General features: G+C 72.0%; 24 protein-coding genes and 1 pseudogene. 17 read left to right on the top strand and 8 right to left on the bottom strand.

Features of this window, described 5'->3' with window-relative positions; all coding sequences use genetic code 11:
• The first annotated feature begins 1 nt into the window (after position 1).
• The 8 genes from TU30_RS36575 to recX all read left to right on the top strand — a co-directional run bounded on the left by TU30_RS36575 (position 2) and on the right by recX (position 6,333).
• The gene (locus TU30_RS36575) at positions 2-202 is read left to right on the top strand and encodes a helix-turn-helix domain-containing protein (RefSeq protein ID WP_234307960.1); all 201 of its coding nucleotides are present in this window, start codon (positions 2-4) and stop codon (positions 200-202) included.
• 111 nt (positions 203-313) lie between these two features.
• On the top strand, positions 314-1,318 hold the full coding sequence (locus TU30_RS23095; protein ID WP_042173091.1) for an AraC family transcriptional regulator: 1,005 nt from the start codon (positions 314-316) through the stop codon (positions 1,316-1,318).
• The gene (locus TU30_RS34470) at positions 1,255-1,974 is read left to right on the top strand and encodes an AzlC family ABC transporter permease (RefSeq protein ID WP_234307959.1); all 720 of its coding nucleotides are present in this window, start codon (positions 1,255-1,257) and stop codon (positions 1,972-1,974) included. The genes TU30_RS23095 and TU30_RS34470 overlap by 64 nt, the downstream gene beginning before the upstream one ends.
• Positions 1,971-2,279: an AzlD domain-containing protein gene (locus TU30_RS23090; protein ID WP_042173089.1), complete on the top strand. Its 309-nt coding sequence runs from the start codon at positions 1,971-1,973 to the stop codon at positions 2,277-2,279. The genes TU30_RS34470 and TU30_RS23090 overlap by 4 nt, the downstream gene beginning before the upstream one ends.
• 232 nt (positions 2,280-2,511) lie before the next feature.
• Entirely contained in the window at positions 2,512-2,706 is a 195-nt protein-coding gene (locus tag TU30_RS23085) for a DUF3046 domain-containing protein (RefSeq protein WP_042173087.1), read from the top strand.
• 59 nt (positions 2,707-2,765) lie between these two features.
• Positions 2,766-4,064, top strand: coding sequence for an AI-2E family transporter (locus tag TU30_RS23080; protein WP_234307958.1), 1,299 nt, complete (start codon positions 2,766-2,768; stop codon positions 4,062-4,064).
• A gap of 292 nt (positions 4,065-4,356) precedes the next feature.
• Positions 4,357-5,490, top strand: coding sequence for a recombinase RecA (gene recA, locus TU30_RS23075; RefSeq protein WP_042173083.1), 1,134 nt, complete (start codon positions 4,357-4,359; stop codon positions 5,488-5,490).
• A 3-nt stretch (positions 5,491-5,493) separates the two neighbouring features.
• The gene (gene recX, locus TU30_RS23070; RefSeq protein ID WP_042173081.1) at positions 5,494-6,333 is read left to right on the top strand and encodes a recombination regulator RecX; all 840 of its coding nucleotides are present in this window, start codon (positions 5,494-5,496) and stop codon (positions 6,331-6,333) included.
• Positions 6,334-6,353: 20 nt separating this feature from the next.
• Here the strand turns inward: recX and TU30_RS23065 are convergent.
• The 6 genes and pseudogenes from TU30_RS23065 to TU30_RS23040 all read right to left on the bottom strand — a co-directional run.
• Positions 6,354-6,752, bottom strand: a pseudogene (locus TU30_RS23065) (sulfurtransferase); the annotation flags it as partial.
• Position 6,753: 1 nt separating this feature from the next.
• A complete protein-coding gene (locus tag TU30_RS23060; RefSeq protein ID WP_042173076.1) occupies positions 6,754-8,433 on the bottom strand; it encodes an FAD-dependent monooxygenase in 1,680 nt (559 codons plus the stop codon).
• A gap of 304 nt (positions 8,434-8,737) precedes the next feature.
• Positions 8,738-9,646: an amino acid ABC transporter permease gene (locus TU30_RS23055; protein ID WP_042173074.1), complete on the bottom strand. Its 909-nt coding sequence runs from the start codon at positions 9,644-9,646 to the stop codon at positions 8,738-8,740.
• Positions 9,643-10,320, bottom strand: a complete 678-nt coding sequence (locus TU30_RS23050; protein WP_042173072.1) for an amino acid ABC transporter permease — start codon at positions 10,318-10,320, stop codon at positions 9,643-9,645. Before TU30_RS23050 ends, TU30_RS23055 begins: the two co-directional genes overlap by 4 nt.
• A 119-nt stretch (positions 10,321-10,439) precedes the next feature.
• Positions 10,440-11,288, bottom strand: coding sequence for a glutamate ABC transporter substrate-binding protein (locus TU30_RS23045; RefSeq protein WP_078878453.1), 849 nt, complete (start codon positions 11,286-11,288; stop codon positions 10,440-10,442).
• A 108-nt stretch (positions 11,289-11,396) separates the two neighbouring features.
• Positions 11,397-12,173: an amino acid ABC transporter ATP-binding protein gene (locus tag TU30_RS23040; RefSeq protein WP_042173068.1), complete on the bottom strand. Its 777-nt coding sequence runs from the start codon at positions 12,171-12,173 to the stop codon at positions 11,397-11,399.
• Between the two features lie 285 nt (positions 12,174-12,458).
• On the opposite strand from TU30_RS23040, the gene TU30_RS23035 reads away from it, so the two are divergent.
• Together TU30_RS23035 and TU30_RS23030 are read left to right on the top strand one after the other, a co-directional pair.
• A complete protein-coding gene (locus TU30_RS23035; RefSeq protein ID WP_042173066.1) occupies positions 12,459-13,145 on the top strand; it encodes a response regulator transcription factor in 687 nt (228 codons plus the stop codon).
• A 14-nt stretch (positions 13,146-13,159) separates the two neighbouring features.
• Entirely contained in the window at positions 13,160-14,593 is a 1,434-nt protein-coding gene (locus TU30_RS23030) for a HAMP domain-containing sensor histidine kinase (RefSeq protein WP_042173064.1), read from the top strand.
• Here TU30_RS23030 and TU30_RS23025 read toward each other — a convergent pair.
• Positions 14,572-15,567, bottom strand: coding sequence for a TAXI family TRAP transporter solute-binding subunit (locus TU30_RS23025; protein ID WP_042173062.1), 996 nt, complete (start codon positions 15,565-15,567; stop codon positions 14,572-14,574). The genes TU30_RS23030 and TU30_RS23025 overlap by 22 nt on opposite strands.
• An 85-nt stretch (positions 15,568-15,652) precedes the next feature.
• Between TU30_RS23025 and TU30_RS23020 the strand changes: the two genes are divergently transcribed.
• The 3 genes from TU30_RS23020 to TU30_RS23010 all read left to right on the top strand — a co-directional run bounded on the left by TU30_RS23020 (position 15,653) and on the right by TU30_RS23010 (position 18,543).
• Positions 15,653-16,072: a MazG nucleotide pyrophosphohydrolase domain-containing protein gene (locus tag TU30_RS23020; protein WP_042173060.1), complete on the top strand. Its 420-nt coding sequence runs from the start codon at positions 15,653-15,655 to the stop codon at positions 16,070-16,072.
• Between the two features lie 73 nt (positions 16,073-16,145).
• Complete coding sequence (gene miaB, locus TU30_RS23015; RefSeq protein WP_042173057.1) at positions 16,146-17,663, top strand: tRNA (N6-isopentenyl adenosine(37)-C2)-methylthiotransferase MiaB; 1,518 nt, start codon at positions 16,146-16,148, stop codon at positions 17,661-17,663.
• 157 nt (positions 17,664-17,820) lie between these two features.
• Positions 17,821-18,543, top strand: coding sequence for a class III extradiol dioxygenase subunit B-like domain-containing protein (locus TU30_RS23010; protein WP_042173055.1), 723 nt, complete (start codon positions 17,821-17,823; stop codon positions 18,541-18,543).
• 122 nt (positions 18,544-18,665) lie between these two features.
• Here the strand turns inward: TU30_RS23010 and TU30_RS23005 are convergent, their stop codons facing one another.
• On the bottom strand, positions 18,666-18,935 hold the full coding sequence (locus TU30_RS23005) for an antitoxin (RefSeq protein WP_042173054.1): 270 nt from the start codon (positions 18,933-18,935) through the stop codon (positions 18,666-18,668).
• Positions 18,936-19,176: 241 nt separating this feature from the next.
• On the opposite strand from TU30_RS23005, the gene miaA reads away from it, so the two are divergent.
• The 4 genes from miaA (at position 19,177) to TU30_RS22985 (ending at position 24,234) form a co-directional block, all read left to right on the top strand.
• Positions 19,177-20,115 (top strand): tRNA (adenosine(37)-N6)-dimethylallyltransferase MiaA, encoded by a 939-nt coding sequence (miaA, locus tag TU30_RS23000; RefSeq protein ID WP_042173052.1) that lies wholly within the window; start codon positions 19,177-19,179, stop codon positions 20,113-20,115.
• Between the two features lie 107 nt (positions 20,116-20,222).
• Positions 20,223-20,726, top strand: coding sequence for a hypothetical protein (locus TU30_RS22995; protein ID WP_042173050.1), 504 nt, complete (start codon positions 20,223-20,225; stop codon positions 20,724-20,726).
• Positions 20,727-20,822: 96 nt separating this feature from the next.
• The gene (dapF, locus tag TU30_RS22990; protein ID WP_042173048.1) at positions 20,823-21,716 is read left to right on the top strand and encodes a diaminopimelate epimerase; all 894 of its coding nucleotides are present in this window, start codon (positions 20,823-20,825) and stop codon (positions 21,714-21,716) included.
• A 298-nt stretch (positions 21,717-22,014) separates the two neighbouring features.
• A complete protein-coding gene (locus tag TU30_RS22985) occupies positions 22,015-24,234 on the top strand; it encodes a bifunctional (p)ppGpp synthetase/guanosine-3',5'-bis(diphosphate) 3'-pyrophosphohydrolase (RefSeq protein ID WP_052479893.1) in 2,220 nt (739 codons plus the stop codon).
• The last annotated feature ends 101 nt before the right edge of the window (positions 24,235-24,335 follow it).

The following is a 24,335-nucleotide window of genomic DNA, read 5'->3' as shown; positions in this document are numbered from 1 at the left end:
GGTGTTCCGCTGCCTGACCACCACGGTCACCAGCCCCGACACAGCCGACCTGCGGCCCCTGCGACAGTCGAAGAACATCACCCTCACCGCAGCGGCCTGCCACTTCGGAGTCTGGCCCGCCACGATCTCCACCCTCGAACGCGGAATCCGCCGAGACGACGACCTCGCCAACACCTACCGCGACTGGCTCACCGCCGCTTGACAGCCAATAGGAGCATCAACGGGGGTGAGCCGGGCGGATGCCCGGCCCCCTGCGTGCCGTGGTCCCGTGGTCCGGCGGGGAGCGCTGTCCACAGCGCGCGACAATGGCCGCATGGCGGAAACGGGCACGGAGCGCGCGCGGCACTGGCAGTACGCCGAACTGCCCGGCGTCGACCTGCTGCGGGCCCGCTACATCCGCAAGACGTTCGTGCGGCACACCCACGAGAACTTCGTCATCGCCGCCATCGCCGACGGGGTGGAGGTCTTCCACCACGGCGGGGCCGACCAGTACGCGGGCGCCGGAACACTCGCGCTGGTGAACCCGGACACCCCGCACACCGGACGGGCGGGGGTGCCCGAGGGATGGCGGTACGGCGCGCTCTACCCGCCGCCCGAGGCGGTCGCGGCCATCGCCGCCGAGACCACCACCCTGCGCGGCACCCCGGGGTTCGTGGCACCGGTGCTCGACGACCCGTACACCGTCCGCCTGGTGCACCAGGTGCTGCGGGCCACCGACGAGGGCAACGCGCTCGCCGCCGACACCCTGCTGAGGGTGGCCGTGACCCGGCTGCTCCGGCTGAACGGCGGCCCGCTGCCCCGGCGCCGGGTGCGCACGGCCGGTGCCCGGACCGCCGCACGCGCGCGTGCCCTGATCGAGGAACGGATGGCCGCGCCGCCGACGCTGGAGCAACTCGCCGACGAACTCGGCACCGGCCCGTTCGCGCTGCTGCGGGCCTTCCGCGCCACCTACGGGATGCCGCCGCACGCCTGGCTCACCGACGCACGGGTACGGCGGGCGCGCCGGCTCCTCGACGCGGGCACGCTGCCGTCGGAGGCCGCCGTCGCCGTCGGGTTCACCGATCAGCCGCACCTGAACCGCCACTTCGGCCGGATCGTCGGAGTGCCGCCGGGCGCCTACCAGCGTGAGCGCAAGAACGTACAAGACGCGGGGAGCACGCTCCGCCTACCGTCCGGAGCGTGGCAGCAGAACAACGGACAGCACTCGCAGCGGCGCGCGCCGGGGACGCCCCGGGGGAAAAACCGGACGGCGCCGTGGTCCGGGACGCCCTGGGGGTCGGGGTCGCCGTCGGACTCTCCGGATTCGCCTTCGGGGTGACCTCGGCCGGCAGCGGACTCACGCTGCTGCAGACCTGTGCGCTCAGCCTGCTGGTGTTCACCGGCGCGTCCCAGTTCGCCCTGGTGGGGGCGCTGGCGGCCGGGGGAAGCCCGTTCACGGCCGCCGCCGGGGCGTTCTTCCTGGGCGTGCGGAACGCCTTCTACGGATTGCGCCTGTCCCAGCTGCTGGCCCTCCCGCGCGCGGCGCGGCCGTTCGCGGCCCAGTGGGTCATCGACGAGACGGCCGCGGTCTCCCTCGCCCAGCCCACCCGGCGCAGCGCCCGGATCGGCTTCCTGGTCACCGGGCTCAGCCTGTACGTCCTGTGGAACCTCACCACCCTGCTCGGCGCGCTGGGCGCCGAGGCCATCGGGGACACCGACGCCTGGGGCCTGGACGCGGCCGGCCCCGCGGTCTTCCTGGCCCTGCTCGCTCCGATGCTGCGGACCGGCACCGAGCGGCTGGTCGCCGGGCTCGCCGTCCTGCTGGGACTCGGTCTGCTGCCGGTCCTGCCCGCCGGTGTGCCGGTTCTGGTGGCCGCCCTCGCGGCACCGGCCGTCCTGTGGGCCCGGGGCCGCCGCAGCGGCACACCGCGCGGCGACGTACCGGAGCAGCGCGACGCGCCGGCGCGCGGTGACGTGGCGGAGGAGAACCGTTGAACATCTGGATCGCGGTCGGCGTGACCGCCCTCGGCTGCTACGCCGTCAAGCTGGCCGGGCTCCTGGTGCCCGCCGGCGCCCTCGAGCGGCCGCTCGTCCGGCGCCTCGCCGCCCTGCTGCCCGTCGCCCTGCTCGCCGCCCTGACCGCCCAGCAGACCTTCGCCGACGGACGGACGCTCGTGCTGGACGCGCGGGCGGTGGGGCTCGCGGCCGCCTCCGTCGCGCTGGTGCTGCGCGCCCCGTTCCTGGTCGTCGTCGGGGCGGCCGTGGCGGTGACGGCGGGAGTCCGGGCCCTCGGCGGGTGAGACGGCGCCGAGGGACAGACCGGCCGGGCGGTGCCGGGCCGGCCGATCGTGTGGCCGTCCACCATGAGCGCGCGCAGCGCGTCGACGGTCGTCACCGGGCGGGCCGCCGGGGCCCGGGCGGGCGGGCGGGTCCGGTGTCCGGGTGCGGGCAGGGCGCCGACCGTAGGCGCACAGCGGTGCCGGCAGGAGGTCGCCGTCCCGCCCCGCCTCCGAGGACGGGACACTGGGGGGCATGAGGTTGACGGTCTTCTGGGAACGGATGGCGGAGCACTTCGGCACGGGCTGCGCCGACACCTTCGCGCGCGATCACGTCATGTCGGAACTCGGCGGGCGCACCGTGCACGAGGCGCTGGGGGCCGGCTGGGCGGCCAAGGACGTCTGGCAGGTGGTCTGCGCCGTGATGAACGTCCCCCGCGAAAGGCGCTGATCGTCACAGAGCCGGGCCGAGGGCAGACGGCTGCCGCCGGCGTGGGCGAGACTTGGCCCGTGGCACCCACTGAAGAGACAGGGCAGGCAGCCCAGCACCCCTCCGCGTCAGGCACGCCGCCGACCCCAGCCCCTCCGGCGGGTGGCGCGGCTCCGCCGCCGGGCTCCCGCATGCCGCGCTGGCTGCCGCGCGCCATGGTGCTCGCGCTCGCGCTGATCGCCCTGTTCCAGCTGGGCAGCTGGGCCTTCCACGAGCTCACCGGCCTGCTGATCAACATTCTCATCGCGTTCTTCCTGGCGCTCGCCGTCGAACCCGCGGTGAGCTGGATGGCCGGGCGCGGGGTGCGCCGGGGGCTGGGCACCTTCCTGGTCTTCCTGGGGGTGCTGGTCGTGGCGGCGGGCTTCGTCACGCTGCTCGGATCCATGCTGGCGGGGCAGATCATAAAGATCGTCGAGGACTTCCCGGAGTACCTCGACTCCGTCATCAACTGGATCAACACGCACTTCCACACCGAGCTGCGGCGGGTGGACATCCAGGAGGGCCTGCTCCGCTCCGACTGGCTGCGCACCTACGTGCAGAACAGCGCCACCGGCGTCCTGGACGTCTCCACGCAGGTCCTCGGGGGCCTCTTCCAGTTGCTGACCATCGGGCTGTTCTCGTTCTACTTCGCCGCCGACGGCCCGCGGCTGCGCCGCACCGTCTGCTCCGTACTGCCGCCCGCCCGGCAGGCCGAGGTGCTGCGCGCGTGGGAGATCGCCGTGAACAAGACCGGCGGCTACCTGTACTCGCGCGGGCTGATGGCGCTGGTCTCCGGCATGGCCCACTACGTGCTGCTGGAGATCCTCGAGGTGGCCTACGCGCCCGTGCTCGCCGTGTGGGTGGGCCTGGTGTCGCAGTTCATCCCCACCATCGGCACGTATCTGGCGGGCGCCCTGCCCATGCTGATCACCTTCGCGGTCGACCCCTGGTACGCGCTGTGGGTGCTGATCTTCGTGGTGATCTACCAGCAGTTCGAGAACTACGTGCTGCAGCCCAAACTGACCTCGAGGACCGTCGACATCCACCCGGCGGTCGCCTTCGGCTCGGTCGTCATGGGCACCGCCCTGCTCGGCGCCGTCGGCGCGCTGATCGCCATTCCCGCGGTCGCCACCCTCCAGGCGTTCATGGGCGCGTACGTGAAGCGCTACGACGTCACCGACGACCCCCGCGTGCACGGCCACCGCAGGACGGGCCCTGGTGAGGGCGGTTCCGGCTCCGGTGAGGGCGGTTCCGGAGAGCGGCGGCCCCTCCTCGTCCGCGCCCGGCGCCTCTGGGACCGCCGACCGGCTCCGGCACCCCTCGGGGCCGAGGACTCCTGAGCGCCGCGGACCGCTGCGGTCCGCTCCGGCCGACGGAGCGGACCGTCGGCCGGAGGCGTTGCCGGAGGGTGAACGACTCGTGGGAGTGCCGGGTGGCGCGCTTGACACTAAAATCGAACATCTATTCTCATGAGTGTGCCGGTGGAGCCCGAAGATGAGCGGTTCGACCCGGTTGGGGCAGGAATGGGCTTCGGTTGTCCACAGGCTGGAGGTGCGTCGGGGCGCGTTGTCAGTGGCAGGCGCTAGCGTCATTGACGTGAAGCGATCGACTCAAGCAAATCGGGTGGAACCCATGGCAGGAAACGACCGCGAGAAGGCGCTCGACGCCGCACTCGCACAAATTGAACGGCAATTCGGCAAGGGCGCGGTCATGCGCATGGGTGACCGGTCGAAGGAGCCCATCGAGGTCATCCCCACCGGGTCGACCGCGCTCGACGTGGCCCTCGGTGTCGGCGGCCTGCCGCGCGGCCGCGTCATCGAGGTCTACGGCCCCGAGTCCTCGGGCAAGACGACCCTGACCCTGCACGCGGTGGCGAACGCACAGAAGGCCGGCGGCCAGGTCGCGTTCGTGGACGCGGAGCACGCTCTCGACCCCGAGTACGCGCAGAAGCTCGGCGTCGACATCGACAACCTCATCCTGTCCCAGCCGGACAACGGCGAGCAGGCGCTGGAGATCGTGGACATGCTGGTCCGCTCCGGAGCCCTCGACCTCATCGTGATCGACTCCGTCGCGGCGCTCGTGCCGCGCGCGGAGATCGAGGGTGAGATGGGCGACAGCCACGTGGGTCTGCAGGCCCGCCTGATGAGCCAGGCGCTGCGGAAGATCACCAGCGCGCTCAACCAGTCCAAGACCACCGCGATCTTCATCAACCAGCTCCGCGAGAAGATCGGCGTGATGTTCGGTTCGCCGGAGACCACGACCGGTGGCCGGGCCCTGAAGTTCTATGCCTCGGTGCGTCTGGACATCCGCCGGATCGAGACGCTGAAGGACGGCACCGACGCGGTCGGCAACCGCACCCGGGTCAAGGTCGTCAAGAACAAGGTCGCACCGCCCTTCAAGCAGGCCGAGTTCGACATCCTCTACGGCCACGGCATCAGCCGCGAGGGCGGGCTGATCGACATGGGCGTGGAGCACGGCTTCGTCCGCAAGGCCGGTGCCTGGTACACGTACGAGGGCGACCAGCTCGGCCAGGGCAAGGAGAACTCCCGCAACTTCCTCAAGGACAACCCCGACCTCGCCAACGAGATCGAGAAGAAGATCCTGAAGAAGCTGGGCGTCGGCGTGCAGCCCGAGGAGCCGGCCGGGGAGAAGAGCGCGGATGCCGCCGGCGCCGCTGCTCCGACCGACTCGGCCGCGGCTTCGGTCCCGGCCTCGGCTTCGGCGGCCAAGACCGTCAAGTCCAGGGCCGCCGCGGCCAAGAGCTGACCCGTGACCCGACGAACCGACTGGGCCGACTACGAGTTCACCGCTTCCGGCGCCCCGCGGGGGACGGGCGCCGGAAGCGGTGACGATCCGGCCGCGCGCGGTGACGGGGCACATGGGGACCCCGGCGGCGGGGGCGGCCTCTTCGACGACTTCTCCGGTGAGGACGCGGGCGGGACCCGGCGCAGGGGCGGCACCGGGGCCCGTCGCGCGGGGAGCTCACGGGGAAGCGGCTCGCGTGACGGCGGGCCGCGCGGTGGGCGCCGACGCCGGGCTTTCGGCGAGGCGGCCGCGGCGGACGGGGACGACTCCTCCGCACCGGGGGCCGGGCGGGAGGAGTCTGCGGGGGACCCGGTCGAGCGGGCGCGGGCCGTCTGTCTGCGCCTGCTCACCGGAACCCCGCGCACCCGCAAGCAGCTCGCCGACGCCCTGCGCAAACGGGAGATCCCGGACGAGGCCGCCGAGGAGGTGCTGTCCCGGTTCGAAGAGGTCGGACTGATCAACGACAGCGCCTTCGCGGACGCCTGGGTCGAGTCCCGGCACCACGGCCGGGGCCTGGCACGGCGCGCCCTCGCCCAGGAGCTGCGGACCAAGGGCGTCGACTCCACGCTGATCGACGCGGCCGTCTCCCGGCTCGACTCCGAACAGGAAGAGGCCACCGCGCGCGAGCTCGTCGCCCGCAAGCTGCGCTCCACCCGCGGACTCGACCGCGACAAGCGGATCCGCCGCCTCGCCGGCATGCTCGCCCGCAAGGGCTACCCCGAGGGCCTCGCCCTGCGCGTGGTCCGCCGGGCGCTGGAGGAGGAGGGCGAGGACACGGAGTTCCTGGAGGGCGGCGGGTACTGAGGGCCCGTGCCCTGCGTCCGTACCGGCAGCCCCGCCGCTCGCCAGGCCGGGAAGCCACCGACCAGGCCGGTGGCGCGGTGGAGTTCCAGCCGGGGCAGGGGCTCGGCGGCCAAGCCGGAGACGAGGCCCTCGTCGCAGACCACGACGCCGCGCAGGTCGTGGCCGGTCGCCGGTCGCCCCCGGGAAACGATGGCTGCCCCGGAAGGCCGAGACGCCGCTCCCGTCCGTTGCGCTCGACGACGAGGGCGCCGGGCACCGGCCCCGTCCCGGTCGTGCAGGGCGGCCGCACAGCGGATGCCGCTCAGCAGGGTCTCCCCGTCGCGGGCGGCCTCGCGAGCGGGGACCGCCTCGATGCGTTCGTAGCCCGTGCGGGCCCGCTCCAGCAACTCGTCGACCGTCGAGGCGTCAGCGGCCACCACCTCAACGCGACCTGACGCCGGCCCCGGTCTCCGTCCGCGCTCCCGTCCCAGCCCCTGCCCCGGTGTCCGTACCGGCGGCCCCCGTCGCTGCCCCGGTCGTCCCCGCCTGAGCCGAAGCCGGTCCGCCGACCGCCGTCTCGGCCGCCGTGTACAGGGATCCGGGACGGACTCCGCCCAGCGCCGTGACCAGGTGCCCGTCGGGGCGTACCAGCAGCACGGTGTGGGCCGCCGCCCCCGGATAGCTCTCCGCGACCAGCAGCTCGGCCGGGTGCGGGAGTGCCGCCACCGCCGACGCGAGCCGGGGCATGATCCCGGCGGACACCCAGTGCCTGCGCTCCCACACCCCGGTGCCCGGCGCGATCAGAACGACCAGCAGCGCCCCCCGGCCCAGCCGGTCCCGCAGCCGGACGAAGGTGCCGTCCTCCGCCGTGACCCGCACATCGGTGACCGGCGCGCCGGCCGGCGTGTCCACGGGGACCTCGCCCTCCAGGAGCGGGGGCGTCAGGGGCGAGTCGGCGTGCACGCCCGGCGCGCCCAGCGTCCCCTGTCCCAGATGTCCCTCGGCCAGGAACGCGTCATGACCGCGGGCGGCGCCGGGGACGTAGGAACGCAGGCCTTTGCCGCCCCGTACCAGCGGCAACGCCTGGTCGGCGGCGCGCAGCCGGGCGGCGACGATCGCCCGCCGCTCCGTCTGGTAGCTGTCCAGCAGCGCTTCGTGCGGACCGTGGTGCCAGGCCAGGGCAAGCTTCCAGGCGAGGTTGTCCGTGTCACGGAGCCCCTCGTCGAGCCCGTGCGTGCCCAGGGCGCCGAGCAGGTGCGCTGCGTCCCCGGCGAGGAACACACGGCCGGACCGCCAGCGCCGGGCGAGCCGGTGGTGGACGGTGTGGACCCCGGTGTCGAGCAGTTCGTACGGGGGGGTCGGGCCTTCGGCCCAGCCGGCCAGGGTCTCGCGGACCCGGGCGAGGAGCAGTTCGGGGGTGACCAGTTCCTTGCCCGGAGGCATCAGCCAGTCCAGCCGCCACACGCCGTCCGGCAGCGGGCGCGCGCTGATCTCCCCGGCGAAGGGGCCGGAGGTGCGCCACGGCGGCATCCGGTGCAGTAACGCCTCCTGGGGCCAGGGAAGTTCCGTGCGCAGTGCGGCCACGGCGTGACGCTCCACCGCCGTGCGGCCGGGGAAACGGATGTCCTGGAGCTTGCGCACGGTGGAGCGGGGGCCGTCGCAGCCGACCAGGTGGCTGCCGCGCCACCAGGTGCCTTCGGGGCCGCGGGTGTGCGCGGTGACACCGGAGGGCTCCTGTTCGAGGGAGTCCAGACGGCTGTCGGCGACGACCTCGACGAGCCGCTCGCCGGCGAGAGCCGCGCGCAGGGCGCCGGTCAGGACGTGCTGGGCGATGTGCACCGGGCCGGGCTCGGCGTCGTCGAAGACGATCTCGTGTGTCACCTGCTTGCGCCGCATCGACCGCCATCCGGCCCAGGGCGAACCGGCGGGGGTGAGCGGCGCACCGGTCAGTCGTTCCACGAGTTCCGTGGTGTCCTCGCGCAGTACCACGGAGCGCGCGGGACGCGGTTCGTCCTTGCCCGGTCCCTCGTCGAGGACCACGCAGGGCACCTCCTGACGTGCCAGCGCCAGGGCGAGCGTGAGCCCGACGGGCCCCGCTCCGACGATGATCACCGGGTCCACGGCGCGACGCCCCCTGCTCGAAGTGACGTCCGGAGGGACGAGGAGGAACAGGAAGAGGGGGCAGGGTGCACGATCACAGAACGTATGCAACCTATTGCCGGTGCTTGCGTCAAGTGACCGAAGGCCGGTGGCGATCATGAAGTGGGGCGGGCCGCGTCACCTCACGTGACTGCTCGTCATCGGAGTCCGGTTCATGCCGTTCGTTCGCACCGGTGGTGTGGACCTGCCCCCGGCATGACGGTGGCCCGCCGGGCAACGGCGGGCCACCGTCATGCCGGACGACGTGCGCACGGCGGGGCGTGCGTCAGGCGGTGCGGTCCCCGCCCGCCTCGTGGGTGCCCCCGACCTCGGCCGCGTTCATCTCCTCGACGTCCTCGGCACCGAGGACCGCGCCCGTGCCGCGCTTGCTGCGGCGCAGCCGTGCCTCCAGCCAGGAGGCGAAGGAGGTGAGGAGGAAGTTCAGGAGGATGAAGACGACCGCCACGACGATGAAGCTGGGGATGACGTTGGCGTAGTTGGCCGCGAGCGTGCCGCGCGCGTTCAGCAGCTCGGTGAAACCGAGCAGCACACCACCCAGCGCGGTGTCCTTCACGATGACGACGAGCTGGCTGACGATGGCCGGCAGCATCGCGGTGACGGCCTGCGGCAGCAGGATGTTCTTCATCGTCTGGCTCTTGCGCAGTCCGATGGCGTAACCCGCCTCGGACTGGCCCTTGGGGAGGGAGAGGATGCCCGCCCGGACGATCTCGGCGAGCACCGAGGCGTTGTAGAGCACCAGACCGGTGACGACCGCGTACAGCGGGCGGTCGGCGCTGGAGATGTCCGTGGAGCGGACGTAGACCTCGTTGGCGAACAGCATCAGCAGCAGCACCGGGATGGCCCGGAAGAACTCGACAACGACGCCGGCGGGAACCCGTACCCAGCGGTGGTCGGAGAGGCGGGCGATGCCGAGGACCGCGCCCAGGGGAAGGGCGATGATCATGGCGAGCGCGGCGGCCTTGAGGGTGTTGCCGAGGCCTGGCAGCAGATACGTCGTCCAGGCCGGGGACTCGGTGAACGGCTTCCACAGGGCCCACTCCAGCTGGCCCTTGTCGTCCATCGTCCGGTAGACCCACCACAGGGCGAGGGCCAGGACGGCGACGAACACGACCGAGAAGATGACGTTGCGCCGTTTGGCCCGGGGGCCGGGGGCGTCGTACAGAACGGAGGTCACCGCTTCACCGCCAGTCGCTTGCTCAGCCAGCCGAGGAACAGGCCGGTGGGCAGGGTCAGTACCACGAATCCGAAGGCGAAGACCGCGCCGATGAGCAGCGTCTGCGCCTCGTTCTCGATCATTTCCTTCATCAGCAGTGCGGCCTCCGCCACACCGATCGCGGCCGCCACCGTCGTGTTCTTGGTCAGCGCGATCAGCACGTTCGCGAGCGGCCCGATGACCGAGCGGAACGCCTGCGGCAGCACGATCAGGCCGAGGACCTGCGAGAAGTTCAGGCCGAGGGCGCGGGCCGCCTCGGCCTGCCCGACGGGCACGGTGTTGATGCCGGAGCGCAGTGCCTCGCAGACGAAGGCCGCGGTGTAGGCGGCCAGACCGAGCACCGCGAGGCGGAAGGCCTGGAGCTCGAAGTTTTCGGGCGCGCCCATGGTCATGCGGAAGATGTCGGCGAGGCCGAGCGAGGTGAAGACGATGATGACCGTCAGGGGGATGTTCCGGACGATGTTCACGTAGGCGGTGGCGAACCCCCGCATCAGCGGGACGGGGCTGACCCGCATCGCCGCGAGCAGGGTGCCCCAGACCAGGGCGCCGACGCCCGAGAACACGGTGAGCTTCACCGTCATCCAGAAGGCGCCCAACAAGGTTGGATCGTCATAGTCAGAAATGAAGTCGAACACGATCTCCCGCGCTTCCGGGTGTGTGGCGTACGTGGCGGACGCGGCGCGCCGCCGTCCCGATCGCGACGGACGGCGGCGTGCCTCAGAAACCCCGCGTTACTACTGGACGGCCCGGGGGCCTACTGAACGATGTCGCCGATCTTCGGGGCCGGCTCGTTCTTGTACTCGGCCGGACCGAAGTTCGCCTCGACGGCCTCGTCCCAGGCCTTGTCGCCGACCATCTTCTCCAGCGCGTCGTTGATCTTGTTCACGGTCTCGGTGTCGCCCTTCTTGACGCCGATGCCGTAGTTCTCGTTGCTCAGGTTCAGACCGGCGAGCTTGAACTGGCCCTTGTACTGCTCCTGCGAGGCGAAGCCGGCGAGGATCGAGTCGTCGGTGGTCACCGCGTCGACGGCGCCGCTCTGCAGGCCGGCGATGCACTCCGAGTAGGTGCCGTACTCCCTCAGCTGCGCCTTCGGGGCGAACTCCTTGCTGACGTTCTGTGCCGAGGTCGAGCCGGTCACGGAACACAGCTTCTTGTCGTTCAGGTCCGTGGCGTCGGTGATGTCCGAGTCCGCCTTCACCAGCAGGTCCTGGTGGGCCAGCAGGTACGGGCCGGCGAAGTCGACCTTCTCCTCGCGCTCCTCGGTGATGGAGTAGGTCGCCGCGATGAACTTCACGTCCCCGCGCGCGAGGGCGTTCTCGCGGTCGGCGCTCTTGGTCTCGACCCACTCGATCTGGTCGGCCTCGTAGCCGAGTTCCTTGGCGACGTAGGTCGCCACATCCACGTCGAAGCCGGTGAAGGAGCCGTCCGGCGTCTTCAGTCCGAGACCGGGCTGGTCGTACTTGATGCCGACCTTGATCTTCTCGCCGCCCCCGGAGGCGGAGGACGAACCGCTGTCGTCGCTGTCCTCGCCGCCGCACGCGGTGGCGGTCAGGGCGAGGGCGAATACGGCGGCCGAGGCGGCGGTGACCTTGCGGAGCTTCATGGTGCACATCCTTTTGACTGGTGAGGTGATGCGGCCCGTTTCAGGGGTGGGGCGATGCGGCCCCGGCCATCCGGTGACGCACGTCGTCCGAGCGCCGGGCGCAGGACGTCAGTGGTGCAGGATCTTCGACAGGAAGTCCTTGGCACGGTCGCTGCGCGGGTTGCTGAAGAACTGGTCCGGCGTCGCCTGTTCGACGATGCGGCCGTCCGCCATGAACACCACTCGGTTGGCGGCCGAGCGGGCGAATCCCATCTCGTGGGTCACGACGATCATGGTCATGCCGTCGCGGGCGAGCTGCTGCATGACCTCCAGCACCTCGTTGATCATCTCCGGGTCGAGCGCCGACGTCGGCTCGTCGAAGAGCATGACCTTGGGCTCCATCGCCAGGGCCCGCGCGATGGCGACGCGCTGCTGCTGGCCGCCGGAGAGCTGCGCGGGGTACTTGTCGGCCTGCGAGCTCACGCCGACCCGGTCGAGCAGGGCACGGGCCCGCTCCTCGGCGGCCTTCCTGTCCTTCTTGCGGACCTTGACCTGGCCCAGCGTCACGTTCTCGAGCACGGTCTTGTGCGCGAAGAGGTTGAAGGACTGGAAGACCATCCCCACGTCGGCCCGCAGCCGGGCGAGCTCCTTGCCCTCGTGCGGCAGGGGCTTGCCGTCGATCGTGATCGACCCGTCGTCGATCGTCTCCAGCCGGTTGATGGCGCGGCACAGGGTGGACTTACCGGACCCGGAGGGCCCGATGACGACGACGACTTCGCCGCGGGCGATCGTCAGGTCGATGTCCTGGAGTACGTGCAACGCGCCAAAGTGCTTGTTGACGCTCTTCAGGACGACCAGATCGCCGGTCGCGGCCACATCTTCCTTGGCCACCGATACTTCGGTCATCGCTCTCAGGCTCCGTCCTCCTCGGTTTGGGAGGACATTAGTAATCCCTCAGACCTGCGTCATCACATCTGAGGGGAATCTGAGCATCACGATCCGATAGCAGTCGGACACGTGTCGTAGCGCTGGTGAGCAGGGCTCATTCCGGCCGGGTAACGGTACCGAAGAGCAGCCGGAACCCTCTTGACGCCGTCCTCGTTCATCGGCGTCACTGCAGGGTGCGCACGCGCGTGCACCCGTTTTTCTACACACTCGAATCGTACGGCCGATGAACCGAAGGGGGACCGGATGAGACTGCTTCTCGTCGAGGACGACAACCACGTCGCCGCCGCCCTGTCGGCCGTCCTGGCGCGGCACGGCTTCGACGTCACCCACGCGCGCAGCGGTGAGGAGGCCCTCCGGGCGCTCGTCCCCGATCCCGACGGCTTCGGTGTCGTCCTCCTCGATCTGGGCCTGCCCGACCAGGACGGCTACGAGGTGTGCGGCAAGATCCGCAAACGCACCGGCACCCCGGTGATCATGGTCACCGCCCGCGCCGACGTGCGCTCCCGCATCCACGGCCTCAACCTCGGTGCCGACGACTACGTGGTCAAGCCCTACGACACCGGCGAACTCCTCGCCCGGATCCACGCCGTCAGCCGGCGCACCGTCCAGGAGGACGCCCCCGGCAGTGGCGAGGGAGAGCTGCGGATCGGGTCCGTGCGCATCGAGCTGCCGACCCGGCAGGTCAGCGTGAACGGTGCGGTCGTCCCGCTGACCCGCAAGGAGTTCGATCTGCTGGCCCTGCTCGCCCAGCGTCCCGGGGTCGTCTTCCGCCGTGAGCAGATCATCAGCGAGGTGTGGCAGACCAGCTGGGAGGGCACCGGGCGCACTCTGGAGGTGCACGTCGCCTCCCTGCGTTCCAAGCTGCGCATGCCGGCCCTGATCGAGACCGTGCGCGGGGTCGGCTACCGGCTCGTCGAGCCCGCGGCCTAGGCGGGCCCGACCGGGTGCACACACGTCTGCTGCCCCTGCTCATCGTCCTGATGGCGGCCGTCCTGCTCGCCCTCGGCGTCCCGCTCGCGGTCAGTCTGGCCGGCGCGCAGCAGCAGCAGGTCATCGTCGACCGGATCGACGACACGGCACGCTTCGCGGCCCTCGCCCAGTTCGTCACCGAACCCGCCGACCCCGGCACCGGAGACGTCAACGAGCGCCGGGAGGCCCTCAGCAGCGAGCTCCACAGCTACTACGAGGTGTACGGCATCCGGGCCGGCGTCTTCCACCGCAACGACGTCCCGATGGCGCACGCGCCGGACGACTGGTACCTGCCCGGCACGGGGGAGGTGCGCGACGCCTTCCAGGAGTCGCTGCTCAGCCGCCGCAGCCACGACCCCGAGCAGGTGTGGCCCTGGGAGCGGCGCAGCCTCGTGGTGGCCTCGCCGGTCATCCGGGACGGTGACGTCGTCGCCGTCGTCGTCACCGACTCGCCCACCGGGCAGATGCGGTCCCGCATCCTGCGGGGCTGGCTGGTCATCGCGGCGGGCGAGGCGGCCGCGATGCTGCTGGCCGTCGGCGCGGCCCTGCGGCTGGCCGGCTGGGTGCTCAAGCCCGTACGGGTCCTGGACGCCACCACCCACGACATCGCCACCGGGCGGCTGAAGTCCAGGGTCGCGGTGGCCGGCGGACCGCCGGAGCTGAGGAGGCTCGCCCGGTCGTTCAACGAGATGGCGGACAACGTCGAGAGCGTGCTGGAGCAGCAGCGCGCCTTCGTCGCCGACGCCTCGCACCAGCTGCGCAACCCGCTCTCGGCGCTGCTGCTGCGGATCGAACTCCTCGCCCTGGAGCTGCCCGAGGGCAACGAGGAGATCGCCTCGGTCCAGGCCGAGGGCAGGCGTCTGGCACAGGTCCTGGACGACCTGCTCGACCTGGCGCTGGCCGAGCACATCGAGGCCCAGCTCGAGATCACCGACATCGGCGCCCTGGCCGCCGAACGCGTGGCGGCGTGGTCGCCCACCGCCGAGGCCAAGGGCGTCCTGCTGACCGGGGACTGCCCGCCGACCACGGCATGGGCCGACCCGGTCGCCCTGTCCAGCGCGCTGGACGCGGTCATCGACAACGCGGTGAAGTTCACGCCCGGGGGCCGGACCGTCGAGGTGGCCGTCGCCTCCCACGGGGACACCTCCACCGTCGTCGTCACCGACCAGGGCCCCGGTCTGACCGACGAGGAGCTGGCCCGCGTCGGCGACCGTTTCTGGCGCAGCTCGCGCCACCAGAACATCAAGGGCTCCGGCCTCGGACTGTCCATCTCCCGCGCCCTGCTCACGGCGGGCGGCGGCTCGATCGCGTACGACCGGCACGAGCCGCACGGGCTGAGAGTGACGGTGACGGTGCCCAGGAGCGTCCCCACGGGGGGAGCGACGGTTCAGGGCTTGACGGACCGGTAGTACCGGCGCGCGCCGTCGTGCAGCCGGAGCGGATCGGTGTAGATCGCGGTGCGCACGTCGACGAGCTGGGCGGAGTGCACGTGCGCCCCGATGTTGTCCCGGCTCCTGAGCACGATCCGGGTCAGCCACTCGGTGAGCCGTGGGTCCGTGTCCGCCCGTGTGATCAGCAGATTGGACACGGCCATCGTCGGGATGGTCGAGCCGTGCTGGCTGCCGGGGTAGGCCGACTCCGGCATGTCGGTGGCGCGGTAGTAGCGCGTGGCACCGCCCTGCTCGTGCAGCTCGGCGACCAGATCGGCCGTGATCGGCACGAACCGGAGGCCGGCGTCCTCGGACAGCGTGCGCAGGCCGTCGGTGGGCAGCCCGCCCGACCAGAAGAACGCGTCGAGTCCCTTCCCGAGCCGCCCGGGGCCGGAGTCGATGCCGTCCGCGGAGGGGCTGATGTCCTTCTCCGGGTCGATGCCGGCCGCTCTGAGCACCCGGTTGGCGATGAGCCGCACACCCGACTTGGGCGGCCCTATGGCGACCCTCTTGCCCCGCAGGTCGGTGACGGAGCGGATGTCCGATCCGGGCGGGACCACGAGCTGCACGTAGTCGTCGTAGAGACGGGCGACCCCGCGCAGTTCACCGGCTCCCGGCCGGCCGTCCAGCTTGTACGTCTCCACCGCGTCGGCGGCGGCGATCGCGAAGTCCGCCTGCCCGGTCGCCACCCGCCGCACGTTCTCCTGCGAACCGTCGCTGGTCCGGAGCCGCACCTCGAGGTCGGGCATGTGCGTACCGAGCGACGCGTGCAGCAGCTCCCCGTACTTCTGGTAGACCCCCGCGTGCGTCCCCGTACTCAGCGTGACCGACCCGTGCGGCGGATCCTCGCGCCAGGGCGCCAGCCACCACAGCAGCAGCCCGAGCGCCACGAGGCCGGCGACCGCGCCCCGCAGGACCCGGCGCCTGCCGGTACGGGACAGCGCGATGGACATATGGGCGATCCTGCCAGTCCGTACGCTCTTCTGACCAGGCCGGGAGAGTACCGGAGGTGGTCGCGACAGGCTCTAGAGTCACGGCATGAGTGCTTCACCCGCCGACCTCGTCCGTGAGTTCCACCGCGCCTTCGGGCTGGACGCGCGGGAGACACCGACCGAGGTCCCGCCGGAACTCGCCGCCCACCGCGGTGAACTGCTCGCCGAGGAGGCCGCCGAGGTCGCGGAGGTGGCGGTGCACGGACCCCTCGACCGGCTCGCGCACGAACTCGCCGACGTCGTCTACGTCGCCCACGGCACGGCGCTCGTCCACGGCATCGACCTCGACGCGGTGATCTCCGAGATCCACCGCGCCAACATGAGCAAGCGCGGCCCCGGCGGCGAGATCGCCCGCCGCTTCGACGGCAAGGTCCTCAAGGGGGACCACTACGAGGCACCGGACGTGTCCCGGGTGCTGCGCCGGCAGGGGTGGAGGCCGGGAGCGGAGTCCCGGGCGGCCGACTGAGCGGGAGCCCGGGCGGAGGCCGGTCGCGGGCGGAGTCCCGGGGGTGTCGTGTCGACCGCCTACCCTGTAGGGCATGAGCAGCATCGACCGGAGCCAGTCAGTGGGCGGCACGCGCACCTATGAAGTACGCACCTACGGGTGTCAGATGAACGTCCACGACTCCGAGCGATTGTCCGGGCTGCTGGAGGACGCGGGCTATGTCCGGGCCCCCGAGGACGCCGACGGTGACGCCGACGTCGTCGTCTTCAACACCTGCGCCGTGCGCGAGAACGCCGACAACAAGCTCTACGGCAACCTCGGCCACCTCGCACCCAGGAAGGCACGGCGTCCCGGCATGCAGATCGCGGTCGGCGGCTGCCTCGCGCAGAAGGACCGCGACACCATCGTGCAGCGTGCCCCCTGGGTGGACGTCGTCTTCGGCACGCACAACATCGGCAAGCTGCCGGTCCTCCTGGAGCGCGCCCGCGTCCAGGAGGAGGCGCAGGTCGAGATCGCCGAGTCCCTGGAGGCCTTCCCGTCCACGCTGCCGACCCGCCGCGAGAGCGCCTACGCGGCCTGGGTGTCCATCTCCGTCGGCTGCAACAACACCTGCACCTTCTGCATCGTCCCCGCGCTGCGCGGCAAGGAGAAGGACCGGCGCCCCGGCGACATCCTCGCCGAGATCGAGGCCCTGGTCGCCGAGGGCGTCTCGGAGATCACCCTGCTCGGCCAGAACGTCAACGCGTACGGCTCCGACATCGGCGACCGGGAGGCGTTCAGCAAGCTGCTGCGGGCCTGCGGGAAGGTCGAGGGCCTGGAGCGCGTCCGCTTCACCTCCCCGCACCCGCGCGACTTCACCGACGACGTCATCGCCGCCATGGCCGAGACGCCCAACGTGATGCCGCAGCTCCACATGCCGCTCCAGTCCGGCTCGGACACGGTCCTCAAGGCGATGCGCCGCTCGTACCGGCAGGAGCGCTACCTCGGCATCATCGAGAAGGTCCGCGCCGCCATCCCGCACGCGGCGATCAGCACCGACATCATCGTGGGCTTCCCCGGCGAGACCGAGGAGGACTTCGAGCAGACCCTGCACGTCGTGCGCGAGGCCCGCTTCGCCCAGGCCTTCACCTTCCAGTACTCCAAGCGTCCGGGCACCCCGGCCGCCGGGATGGACGGCCAGATCCCCAAGAAGGTCGTCCAGGAGCGCTACGAGCGGCTCGTCGCCCTCCAGGAGGAGATCTCCTGGGAGGAGAACAAGAAGCAGGTCGGCCGCACCCCGGAGTTGATGGTCGCCGAGGGCGAGGGCCGCAAGGACGGCGCCACCCACCGTCTCTCCGGCCGTGCCCCGGACAGCCGCCTGGTGCACTTCACCAAGCCGGAGCAGGACGTGCGTCCCGGCGACGTCGTCACCGTCGAGATCACGTACGCGGCGCCCCACCACCTCCTCGCCGAGGGCCCGGCCCTGCAGGTGCGCCGCACGCGCGCGGGCGACGCCTGGGAGAAGCGCAACGCGGAGAAGGCGGCGCAGCCCGCGGGCGTGATGCTCGGCCTGCCGAAGGTCGGCGCCCCCGAGCCGCTCCCGGCCGTGGCGAGCGGCTGCGGCTGCGACTGACACCGGCCGGCCGACGGCGTCACGGGCAGCGCCCGGGACGCCGTACGGGCATACGAACGTGCGGGCGTACAGGCATCGCGCCGCGGCTGAGCAGGCAGGGCGGGCTGCGGTGGTGGGCGTGGCGGCGGGCCGACCCGCGAGGGCTACGCTGCCGATCATGATGGTCGCCGCCGCAGTCTGTCCCTGTCCGCCGTTGCTCGTGCCCGAGGTCGCCACAGGCGCCGCCCCCGAGCTGGACGCCGCGCGGGCCGCGTGCGCGGACGCGGTCGGTGTGCTCGCCGCCGCCCGGCCCGACCTCCTGGTGGTCGTCGGTCCGGCGCCGGGCGGCGTGGACGCCGAGCGTTACCCGGAGGGCAGCACGGGGTCCTTCCGCGGCTTCGGGGCCGGTTCCGACGTACGGCTCGGAGCGGACCGCGACACGGCGACCGGCCGCGAGCTGCCCGCTGCGCTCGCGGTGGGCGCCTGGCTGCTGGAGCGGGCAGGGTGGGCGGACGCACCCGTCGAAGGACTCGGAGTGGGGGAGTCCCTCGCGGCCGGGAGGTGCCTCGAGGAGGGACGGGACATCGCCACCCGCGCGGAGCGTGTCGCGCTGCTGGTCATGGGCGACGGCAGCGCCTGCCGCACGCTCAAGGCGCCCGGCTACCTCGACGAGCGGGCGGCACCCTTCGACGCGGAGGCCGCGCGGGCACTGGGCGCGGCCGACACGGCGGCCCTGGGGGCGCTGGACGGCGGCCTGGCACACGTACTCAAGGCGTCCGGCCGGGCTCCCTGGCAGGTCCTGGCGGGCGCGGCCGAAGCCGGGGGACCCGCTCTCCGGGGCACGCTGCTGTACGAGGACGCCCCGTACGGGGTGGGCTACATCGTGGCCACCTGGTCCTGACAGCCGGCTCCGCCGGACGCCGGACCCGGCACGGGGGCGGCCTGAGAAAGCCGTCCGAAACGACCGTCGGCCGGGAACGCCCGATGCCCGTCGGTGCTCCCGGCCGTATGCCGATGCATCACTCAGTGAGCGGGCGGCGGCCCCGCCGGGGGAGTGGTGCCGCCCGCGTCCGCACCAGGGTCGTTCTTGTGTGCGAGCCGGCCCATGGCGTCCTTGGCCTTGCCGGTGCCCTTCTGGATCCTGTCGCTGTACTTGCCCCTGGTCCGCTCGTCGGCGGTCTTCGCGGCCTTGTCCAGCCCGTGCTGGATCCTGCCCTCGTGCTGCTGTGCGAGGTCCGAGACCTTGTCCTTGGCAGGCCCCAGCCTGGCCTTCATGTTGTCCAGGAGACCCATGGTCCACCTTCCCTCGCGGTGCGGTTCACGTGCGCTCGTGCCATGCGGGATACGTGCGGGATTCGTGTGGGCTCATATGCTGAAACGCCCATATCCACCCCACACGGTACCCGTGCGGATGTGGTCCCGCTCTGCCGCGCGGTGCTCCGGTGGCCGAAACCCGGCCATGTGCGCGGGTCCCTGTCCGGCGCGACACGCAGCTCGATGGAGGGCCGGCTGTGAGGTTTGCGAGACTGGACCGGTGAGCAGCGCACCCCCCGCCCCCCGGGTCATCGCCGTCGTCGGCCCCACCGCAGCCGGAAAGTCCGATCTGGGCGTGTTCCTGGCCCGAGAGCTCGGGGGTGAGGTCATCAACGCCGACTCCATGCAGCTCTACCGGGGAATGGACATCGGCACCGCCAAACTGACGCCCGAGGAGCGCGGGGAGGTCCCTCACCACCTCCTGGACATCTGGGACGTGACCGTCACCGCGTCCGTCGCCGAGTACCAGCGCCTCGCCCGGGAGCGGATCGACGCGCTGCTCGCCGCAGGGCGCTGGCCCGTCCTGGTCGGGGGCTCCGGCCTCTACGTCCGCGGAGCCGTCGACCATCTCGAGTTCCCGGGCACCGACCCCGACGTGCGGTCGCGCCTGGAGGGCGAACTCACCCTGCGCGGATCCGGCGCGCTGCACGCCCGCCTCGCCGCCGCCGACCCCGAGGCCGCGCGGGCCATCCTGCCGAGCAACGGCCGCCGTATCGTCCGGGCGCTCGAAGTGATCGAGATCACCGGACTGCCCTTCACCGCCAACCTCCCCGGCCACGACTCGGTCTACGACACCCTCCAGATCGGTGTCGACGTGGCCCGCCCCGAGCTGGACGAGAGGATCACCGGCCGGGTCGACCGGATGTGGGACGCGGGTCTCGTGGACGAAGTGCGCGCACTGGAGGCGCAGGGGTTGCGCGAGGGGCGTACGGCCTCGCGCGCGCTCGGTTACCAGCAGGTGCTCGCCGCGCTCGCCGGGGAGTGCACCCTGGAGGACGCACGGGCCGAAACCGTCCGTGCCACCAAGCGCTTCGCGCGCCGTCAGGATTCATGGTTCAGGCGCGACCCGCGGGTGCACTGGTTGAGTGGGGCCGCGGCGGACCTGACGGAACTTCCGCGACTCGCGCTGTCATTGGTCGAACGACCGGTTACAGCCTGATCACGTCATGGCATCGGGACGCCCAGGCCGTCATCCGGGCCTCCGGTGCCGTGCCATCATCGAGCTTCGATCGACCAGTGGAGTCCAAGTTGGGAGGGCGCGTGGCGATGGAGGCCGGCCCTCGCGACACCGCACACGGCACCGAACACCTCACCACCGAGCGGGGTGCACCGGAGCAGGACCCCGACCGTCTCAGCCCCGACGGGCCGGACGAGACCCAGGGCCAGGTGACCGACGACGGTCCCGAGCCGGAGGAGATGTTCGCGGGCGGCGACGAGGTCGAGGTCGAGCTGCGTCCGCAGCGTCGGCTGCGCCTCTGGCAGCTCGCGCCCATCGTCGGCCTGGCCGCGGTCGGCTCCCTGATGTTCGCGTTCCCGCTCGCCTTCGACTTCGGCGACAGCGGCGCCGTGATCGCCATGCTGGGCCTGCTGATCTGCTCCTGCGCGGCCGGCTGGGGCATGATGGCCGCCCGCAGGGTGGGGTACACCTGGCCCGGCCTGCCGGCCCGGAGCTCCGGCCGCAGCCCCGACTGGCGGGTGATGGCCGCCTACGCCGTGCTGGTCGCCGCGGTGGTGGCCCTGGCCGTCTGGCGGGTCGCCCGCCTCCGCTGAGGCCCGCCCCTCCGCCGCCGCCGCCCCCCCCGCGCGGGCTCCCGCGCGCAGCGGTGGCCGGTACGCGGTGCCGCGGTCACCCCGTACGATCGGAAGATGAGCACGCGGATCGCCTTCCTCAAGGGACACGGCACCGAGAACGACTTCGTGATCGTCCCGGACCCCGAGAACGCCGTCGACCTGCCGCCCGCCTTCGTCGCGGCCCTCTGCGACCGACGCGCGGGCATCGGCGGTGACGGACTGCTGCACGTGGTGCGGTCCGCGGCACACCCCGAGGCGCGGCACCTGGCGGCCGAGGCCGAGTGGTTCATGGACTACCGCAACGGCGACGGCTCGGTCGCCGAGATGTGCGGCAACGGCGTGCGTGTGTTCGCGCGCTACCTCCAGCGCGCGGGACATGTGACCGAGGGCGACATCGCGGTCGCCACGCGCGGGGGCGTGAAAGCGGTGCACATCGCCAAGACCGTGTCCGGCAGCGGCTCCGCCGCGGGTGACATCACCGTCGGCATGGGCCGGGCGCTGCTGCCCGACGACGGCGTCACCGTGCACGTCGGCGGGCGCAGCTGGCCCGCACGGAACGTGAACATGGGCAACCCGCACGCCGTGGCCTTCGTGGACGACCTCGACCACGCCGGCGACCTGATCACCGCGCCCCCGGTCAGCCCCGCCTCGGTCTATCCGGACGGCGTCAACGTCGAGTTCGTGGCCGACCGGGGGCCGCGACACGTGGCGCTGCGCGTCCACGAGCGGGGAGCCGGTGAGACCCGTTCGTGCGGCACGGGCGCCTGCGCGGTCGCCGTGGCCACGGCCCGCCGGGACGGCGTCGACCCGCGGGCCACCGGAACCCCGGTGACGTACGCGGTGGATGTGCCCGGCGGCACCCTGGTGATCACGGAACGGCCCGACGGGGAGGTCGAGATGACCGGGCCGGCGGTGATCGTCGCGGAGGGAGTGATCGAGAGCGAGTGGCTGGAGAACCTGCCCCGCTGAGTCCCGTACCGGCTTGGTATCCAAGAGCCGAGTGGCCCGGCCACCCGCATCCGTGGGGTGCGGGGCCCGGTCGGGCTTCGGGAGCATGGCGCGCCGGCGGCTCCGTGGCGTGAAATCGCCGCTGTGAGGGTCTTCGCTCGATGGGGTGATCCGTTTCACGCTCCGCGGGAGGCGGTCGGTCGCGCATGCTGGGCTCGGTAGCATCAAGCACCGGCCCGGACGGGAAACGAACACCGTCTCCTCAGCCCGAGTCCGCCCTGGGCACACGTCCGCCGGTCAACGCAGCCGGAGGTGCCCATTGAATGCGGAGGCCGCGAAACCTGCGATCCCAGGTCCTGTGCCCTCAGGGTCTGTGCCATCGGGGTCCGTGCCATCGGGTCGTGCCACGCCCGCAGGGACACGCAGGAAGGCCCGCTCCCGGCTCGACCTGCGCCGGCTGGGCCGCGCCGCGTTCCTCGGCCCCGCCTCCCGCGGCCGGCTTCCCGACGCCATCGGCCATGTCGTCGACGCCCACCGGGCCCATCATCCCGACGCCGATCTCGACCCCCTGCGCCGCGCCTATCTGCTGGCCGAGTCCTCGCACCGGGGGCAGATGCGCAAGAGCGGTGAGCCGTACATCACCCACCCGCTCGCCGTGACCCTCATCCTCGCCGAACTCGGCGCAGAGACGACCACCTTGACCGCCTCCCTGCTCCACGACACCGTCGAGGACACGGAGGTGACGCTCGATCAGGTACGTGAGCAGTTCGGGGAGGAGGTGTGTTACCTCGTCGACGGCGTCACCAAGCTGGAGAAGGTCGACTACGGTGCCGCGGCCGAACCCGAGACCTTCCGCAAGATGCTCGTCGCCACCGGAAACGACGTCCGCGTGATGTCGATCAAGCTCGCCGACCGGCTGCACAACATGCGCACCCTCGGGGTGATGCGTCGCGAGAAGCAGGAGCGCATCGCCAAGGTGACCCGGGACGTCCTCATCCCGCTCGCCGAACGGCTCGGCGTCCAGGCGCTCAAGACGGAACTCGAGGACCTGGTCTTCGCGATCCTGCGTCCCGAGGAGAACAAGCACACGCGTGAGCTGATCCTCCGCAACGCCTCCCGCGCGGACGACCCGCTCGCCGAGGTCGCCGACGAGGTGCGCAAGGTGCTGCGCGAGGCGGACCTCGCCGCCGAGGTCCTCATCCGTCCCCGTCACTTCGTCTCCGTGCACCGCGTGTCCCGCAAACGCGGCCGGCTCCGCGGCGCCGACTTCGGCCGCGTGCTGGTGCTGGTGAACGAGGACGCCGACTGCTACGGCGTCCTGGGCGAGCTGCACACCTGCATGACGCCCGTCGTCTCGGAGTTCAAGGACTTCATCGCCGTCCCCAAGTTCAACCTCTACCAGTCGCTGCACACCGCCGTCGCGCGCGACGACGGCCAGGTCGTCGAAGTCCTCATCCGCACGCACCAGATGCACAAGGTCGCCGAGGCCGGTGTCGTCGCTCTCGGCAACCCCTACGCCGCCCCGGCGGAGGAACAGTCGACCAGCGACGGCGAACGCGTCGACCCGACCCGGCCCGGCTGGCTCTCCCGGCTCCTCGAGTGGCAGCGCGGCGCGCCCGACCCCGACACGTTCTGGTCCACGCTGCGCGAGGACCTCGCCCAGGACCGCGAGATCACCGTGTTCCGCCCCGACGGCGGCACGATCGGCCTGCCCGAGGGCGCGACCTGTGTGGACGCCGCGTACGCGCAGTACGGCGAGGACGCGCACGCGTGCATCGGCGCCCGGGTCAACGGCCGCCTGGCGACGCTGAGCACCGTGCTGAGGGACGGGGACACCGTCCAGCTCCTGATGGGCCAGGACCCCGCGTCCGAGCCCTCCAGGGAGTGGCTGGAGCACGCCCACACCCCGGCCGCCCGGATCGCCATTCAGCGATGGCTGACCGCCCACCCCGCCGATCCGGTCGGTCAGGTCGATCCGGTCGGGAACGACCGCGCCGGGTCCGATGCGGCACAGCCGGCTCCCCGCCCTGCCACGGGAGAGCCCCCGGCGGGACACGCTCCCGAAGCGGCGCCCGGTTCCTCCGGCGGTGCCCAGGTCCTGGCCGACCGGCCCGGCGCGCCGGTACGGCTTGCCGGCTGCTGCACGCCCGTACCACCCGACGAGGTGACCGGCTTCCTCGTGCGCGGGGGAGCGGTCACCGTGCACCGTGCCGAGTGCGCCGCCGTGGCACGCATGAAAGCCGCGGGGCGCGCGGAGGTCGGCGTGCGCTGGGGGGAGGGCGCCGAGTGCCGGGTCACCCTGGTCGCCGAATCGTTCGTCCGCCCGCATCTGCTCGCCGACCTCACCGAGGCCATGGCGGTGGAAGGCGCCGAGATCGTCTCCGCGACCGTCGAGCCACCGACCCACCAGCAGGTGCGGCACACCTACACCGTGCAGCTGCCGGACGCCGCCCATCTGCCCACCCTCATGCGCGCGATGCGCAAGGTGGCGGGCGTGTACGACGTGAGCCGGGCCACACCGCAGACCCAGGGCACCTGACAGCGGTCCGTGCCGGACGCCGCGGGTGCCGTCCGGCCGGACACCTTGGCGGCGTGCCCGCCGGGCCATCGGTCCACCCGGTCGGGTGAACCGGGAGCGCG

Source organism: Streptomyces sp. NBRC 110035, from assembly GCF_000829695.1.
Classification (GTDB): domain Bacteria; phylum Actinomycetota; class Actinomycetes; order Streptomycetales; family Streptomycetaceae; genus Streptomyces.
Note: the sequence above shows the minus strand (reverse complement) of the source record. Positions and strands in the feature narration are given on the sequence as shown.

Excerpts from the sequence above, each read along its gene's own strand:
- TU30_RS23095 (WP_042173091.1), top strand. The coding sequence starts at position 314 with ATGGCGGAAACGGGCACGGAGCGCGCGCGGCACTGGCAGTACGCCGAA.
- TU30_RS23035 (WP_042173066.1), top strand. The coding sequence starts at position 12,459 with ATGAGACTGCTTCTCGTCGAGGACGACAACCACGTCGCCGCCGCCCTG.
- TU30_RS23010 (WP_042173055.1), top strand. The coding sequence starts at position 17,821 with ATGATGGTCGCCGCCGCAGTCTGTCCCTGTCCGCCGTTGCTCGTGCCC.
- TU30_RS23045 (WP_078878453.1), bottom strand. The coding sequence starts at position 11,288 with ATGAAGCTCCGCAAGGTCACCGCCGCCTCGGCCGCCGTATTCGCCCTC.
- TU30_RS23040 (WP_042173068.1), bottom strand. The coding sequence starts at position 12,173 with ATGACCGAAGTATCGGTGGCCAAGGAAGATGTGGCCGCGACCGGCGAT.
- TU30_RS22995 (WP_042173050.1), top strand. The coding sequence starts at position 20,223 with ATGGAGGCCGGCCCTCGCGACACCGCACACGGCACCGAACACCTCACC.
- miaB (WP_042173057.1), top strand. The coding sequence starts at position 16,146 with ATGAGCAGCATCGACCGGAGCCAGTCAGTGGGCGGCACGCGCACCTAT.
- TU30_RS23025 (WP_042173062.1), bottom strand. The coding sequence starts at position 15,567 with ATGTCCATCGCGCTGTCCCGTACCGGCAGGCGCCGGGTCCTGCGGGGC.
- TU30_RS23005 (WP_042173054.1), bottom strand. The coding sequence starts at position 18,935 with ATGGGTCTCCTGGACAACATGAAGGCCAGGCTGGGGCCTGCCAAGGAC.
- TU30_RS23020 (WP_042173060.1), top strand. The coding sequence starts at position 15,653 with ATGAGTGCTTCACCCGCCGACCTCGTCCGTGAGTTCCACCGCGCCTTC.
- recA (WP_042173083.1), top strand. The coding sequence starts at position 4,357 with ATGGCAGGAAACGACCGCGAGAAGGCGCTCGACGCCGCACTCGCACAA.
- TU30_RS23085 (WP_042173087.1), top strand. The coding sequence starts at position 2,512 with ATGAGGTTGACGGTCTTCTGGGAACGGATGGCGGAGCACTTCGGCACG.
- dapF (WP_042173048.1), top strand. The coding sequence starts at position 20,823 with ATGAGCACGCGGATCGCCTTCCTCAAGGGACACGGCACCGAGAACGAC.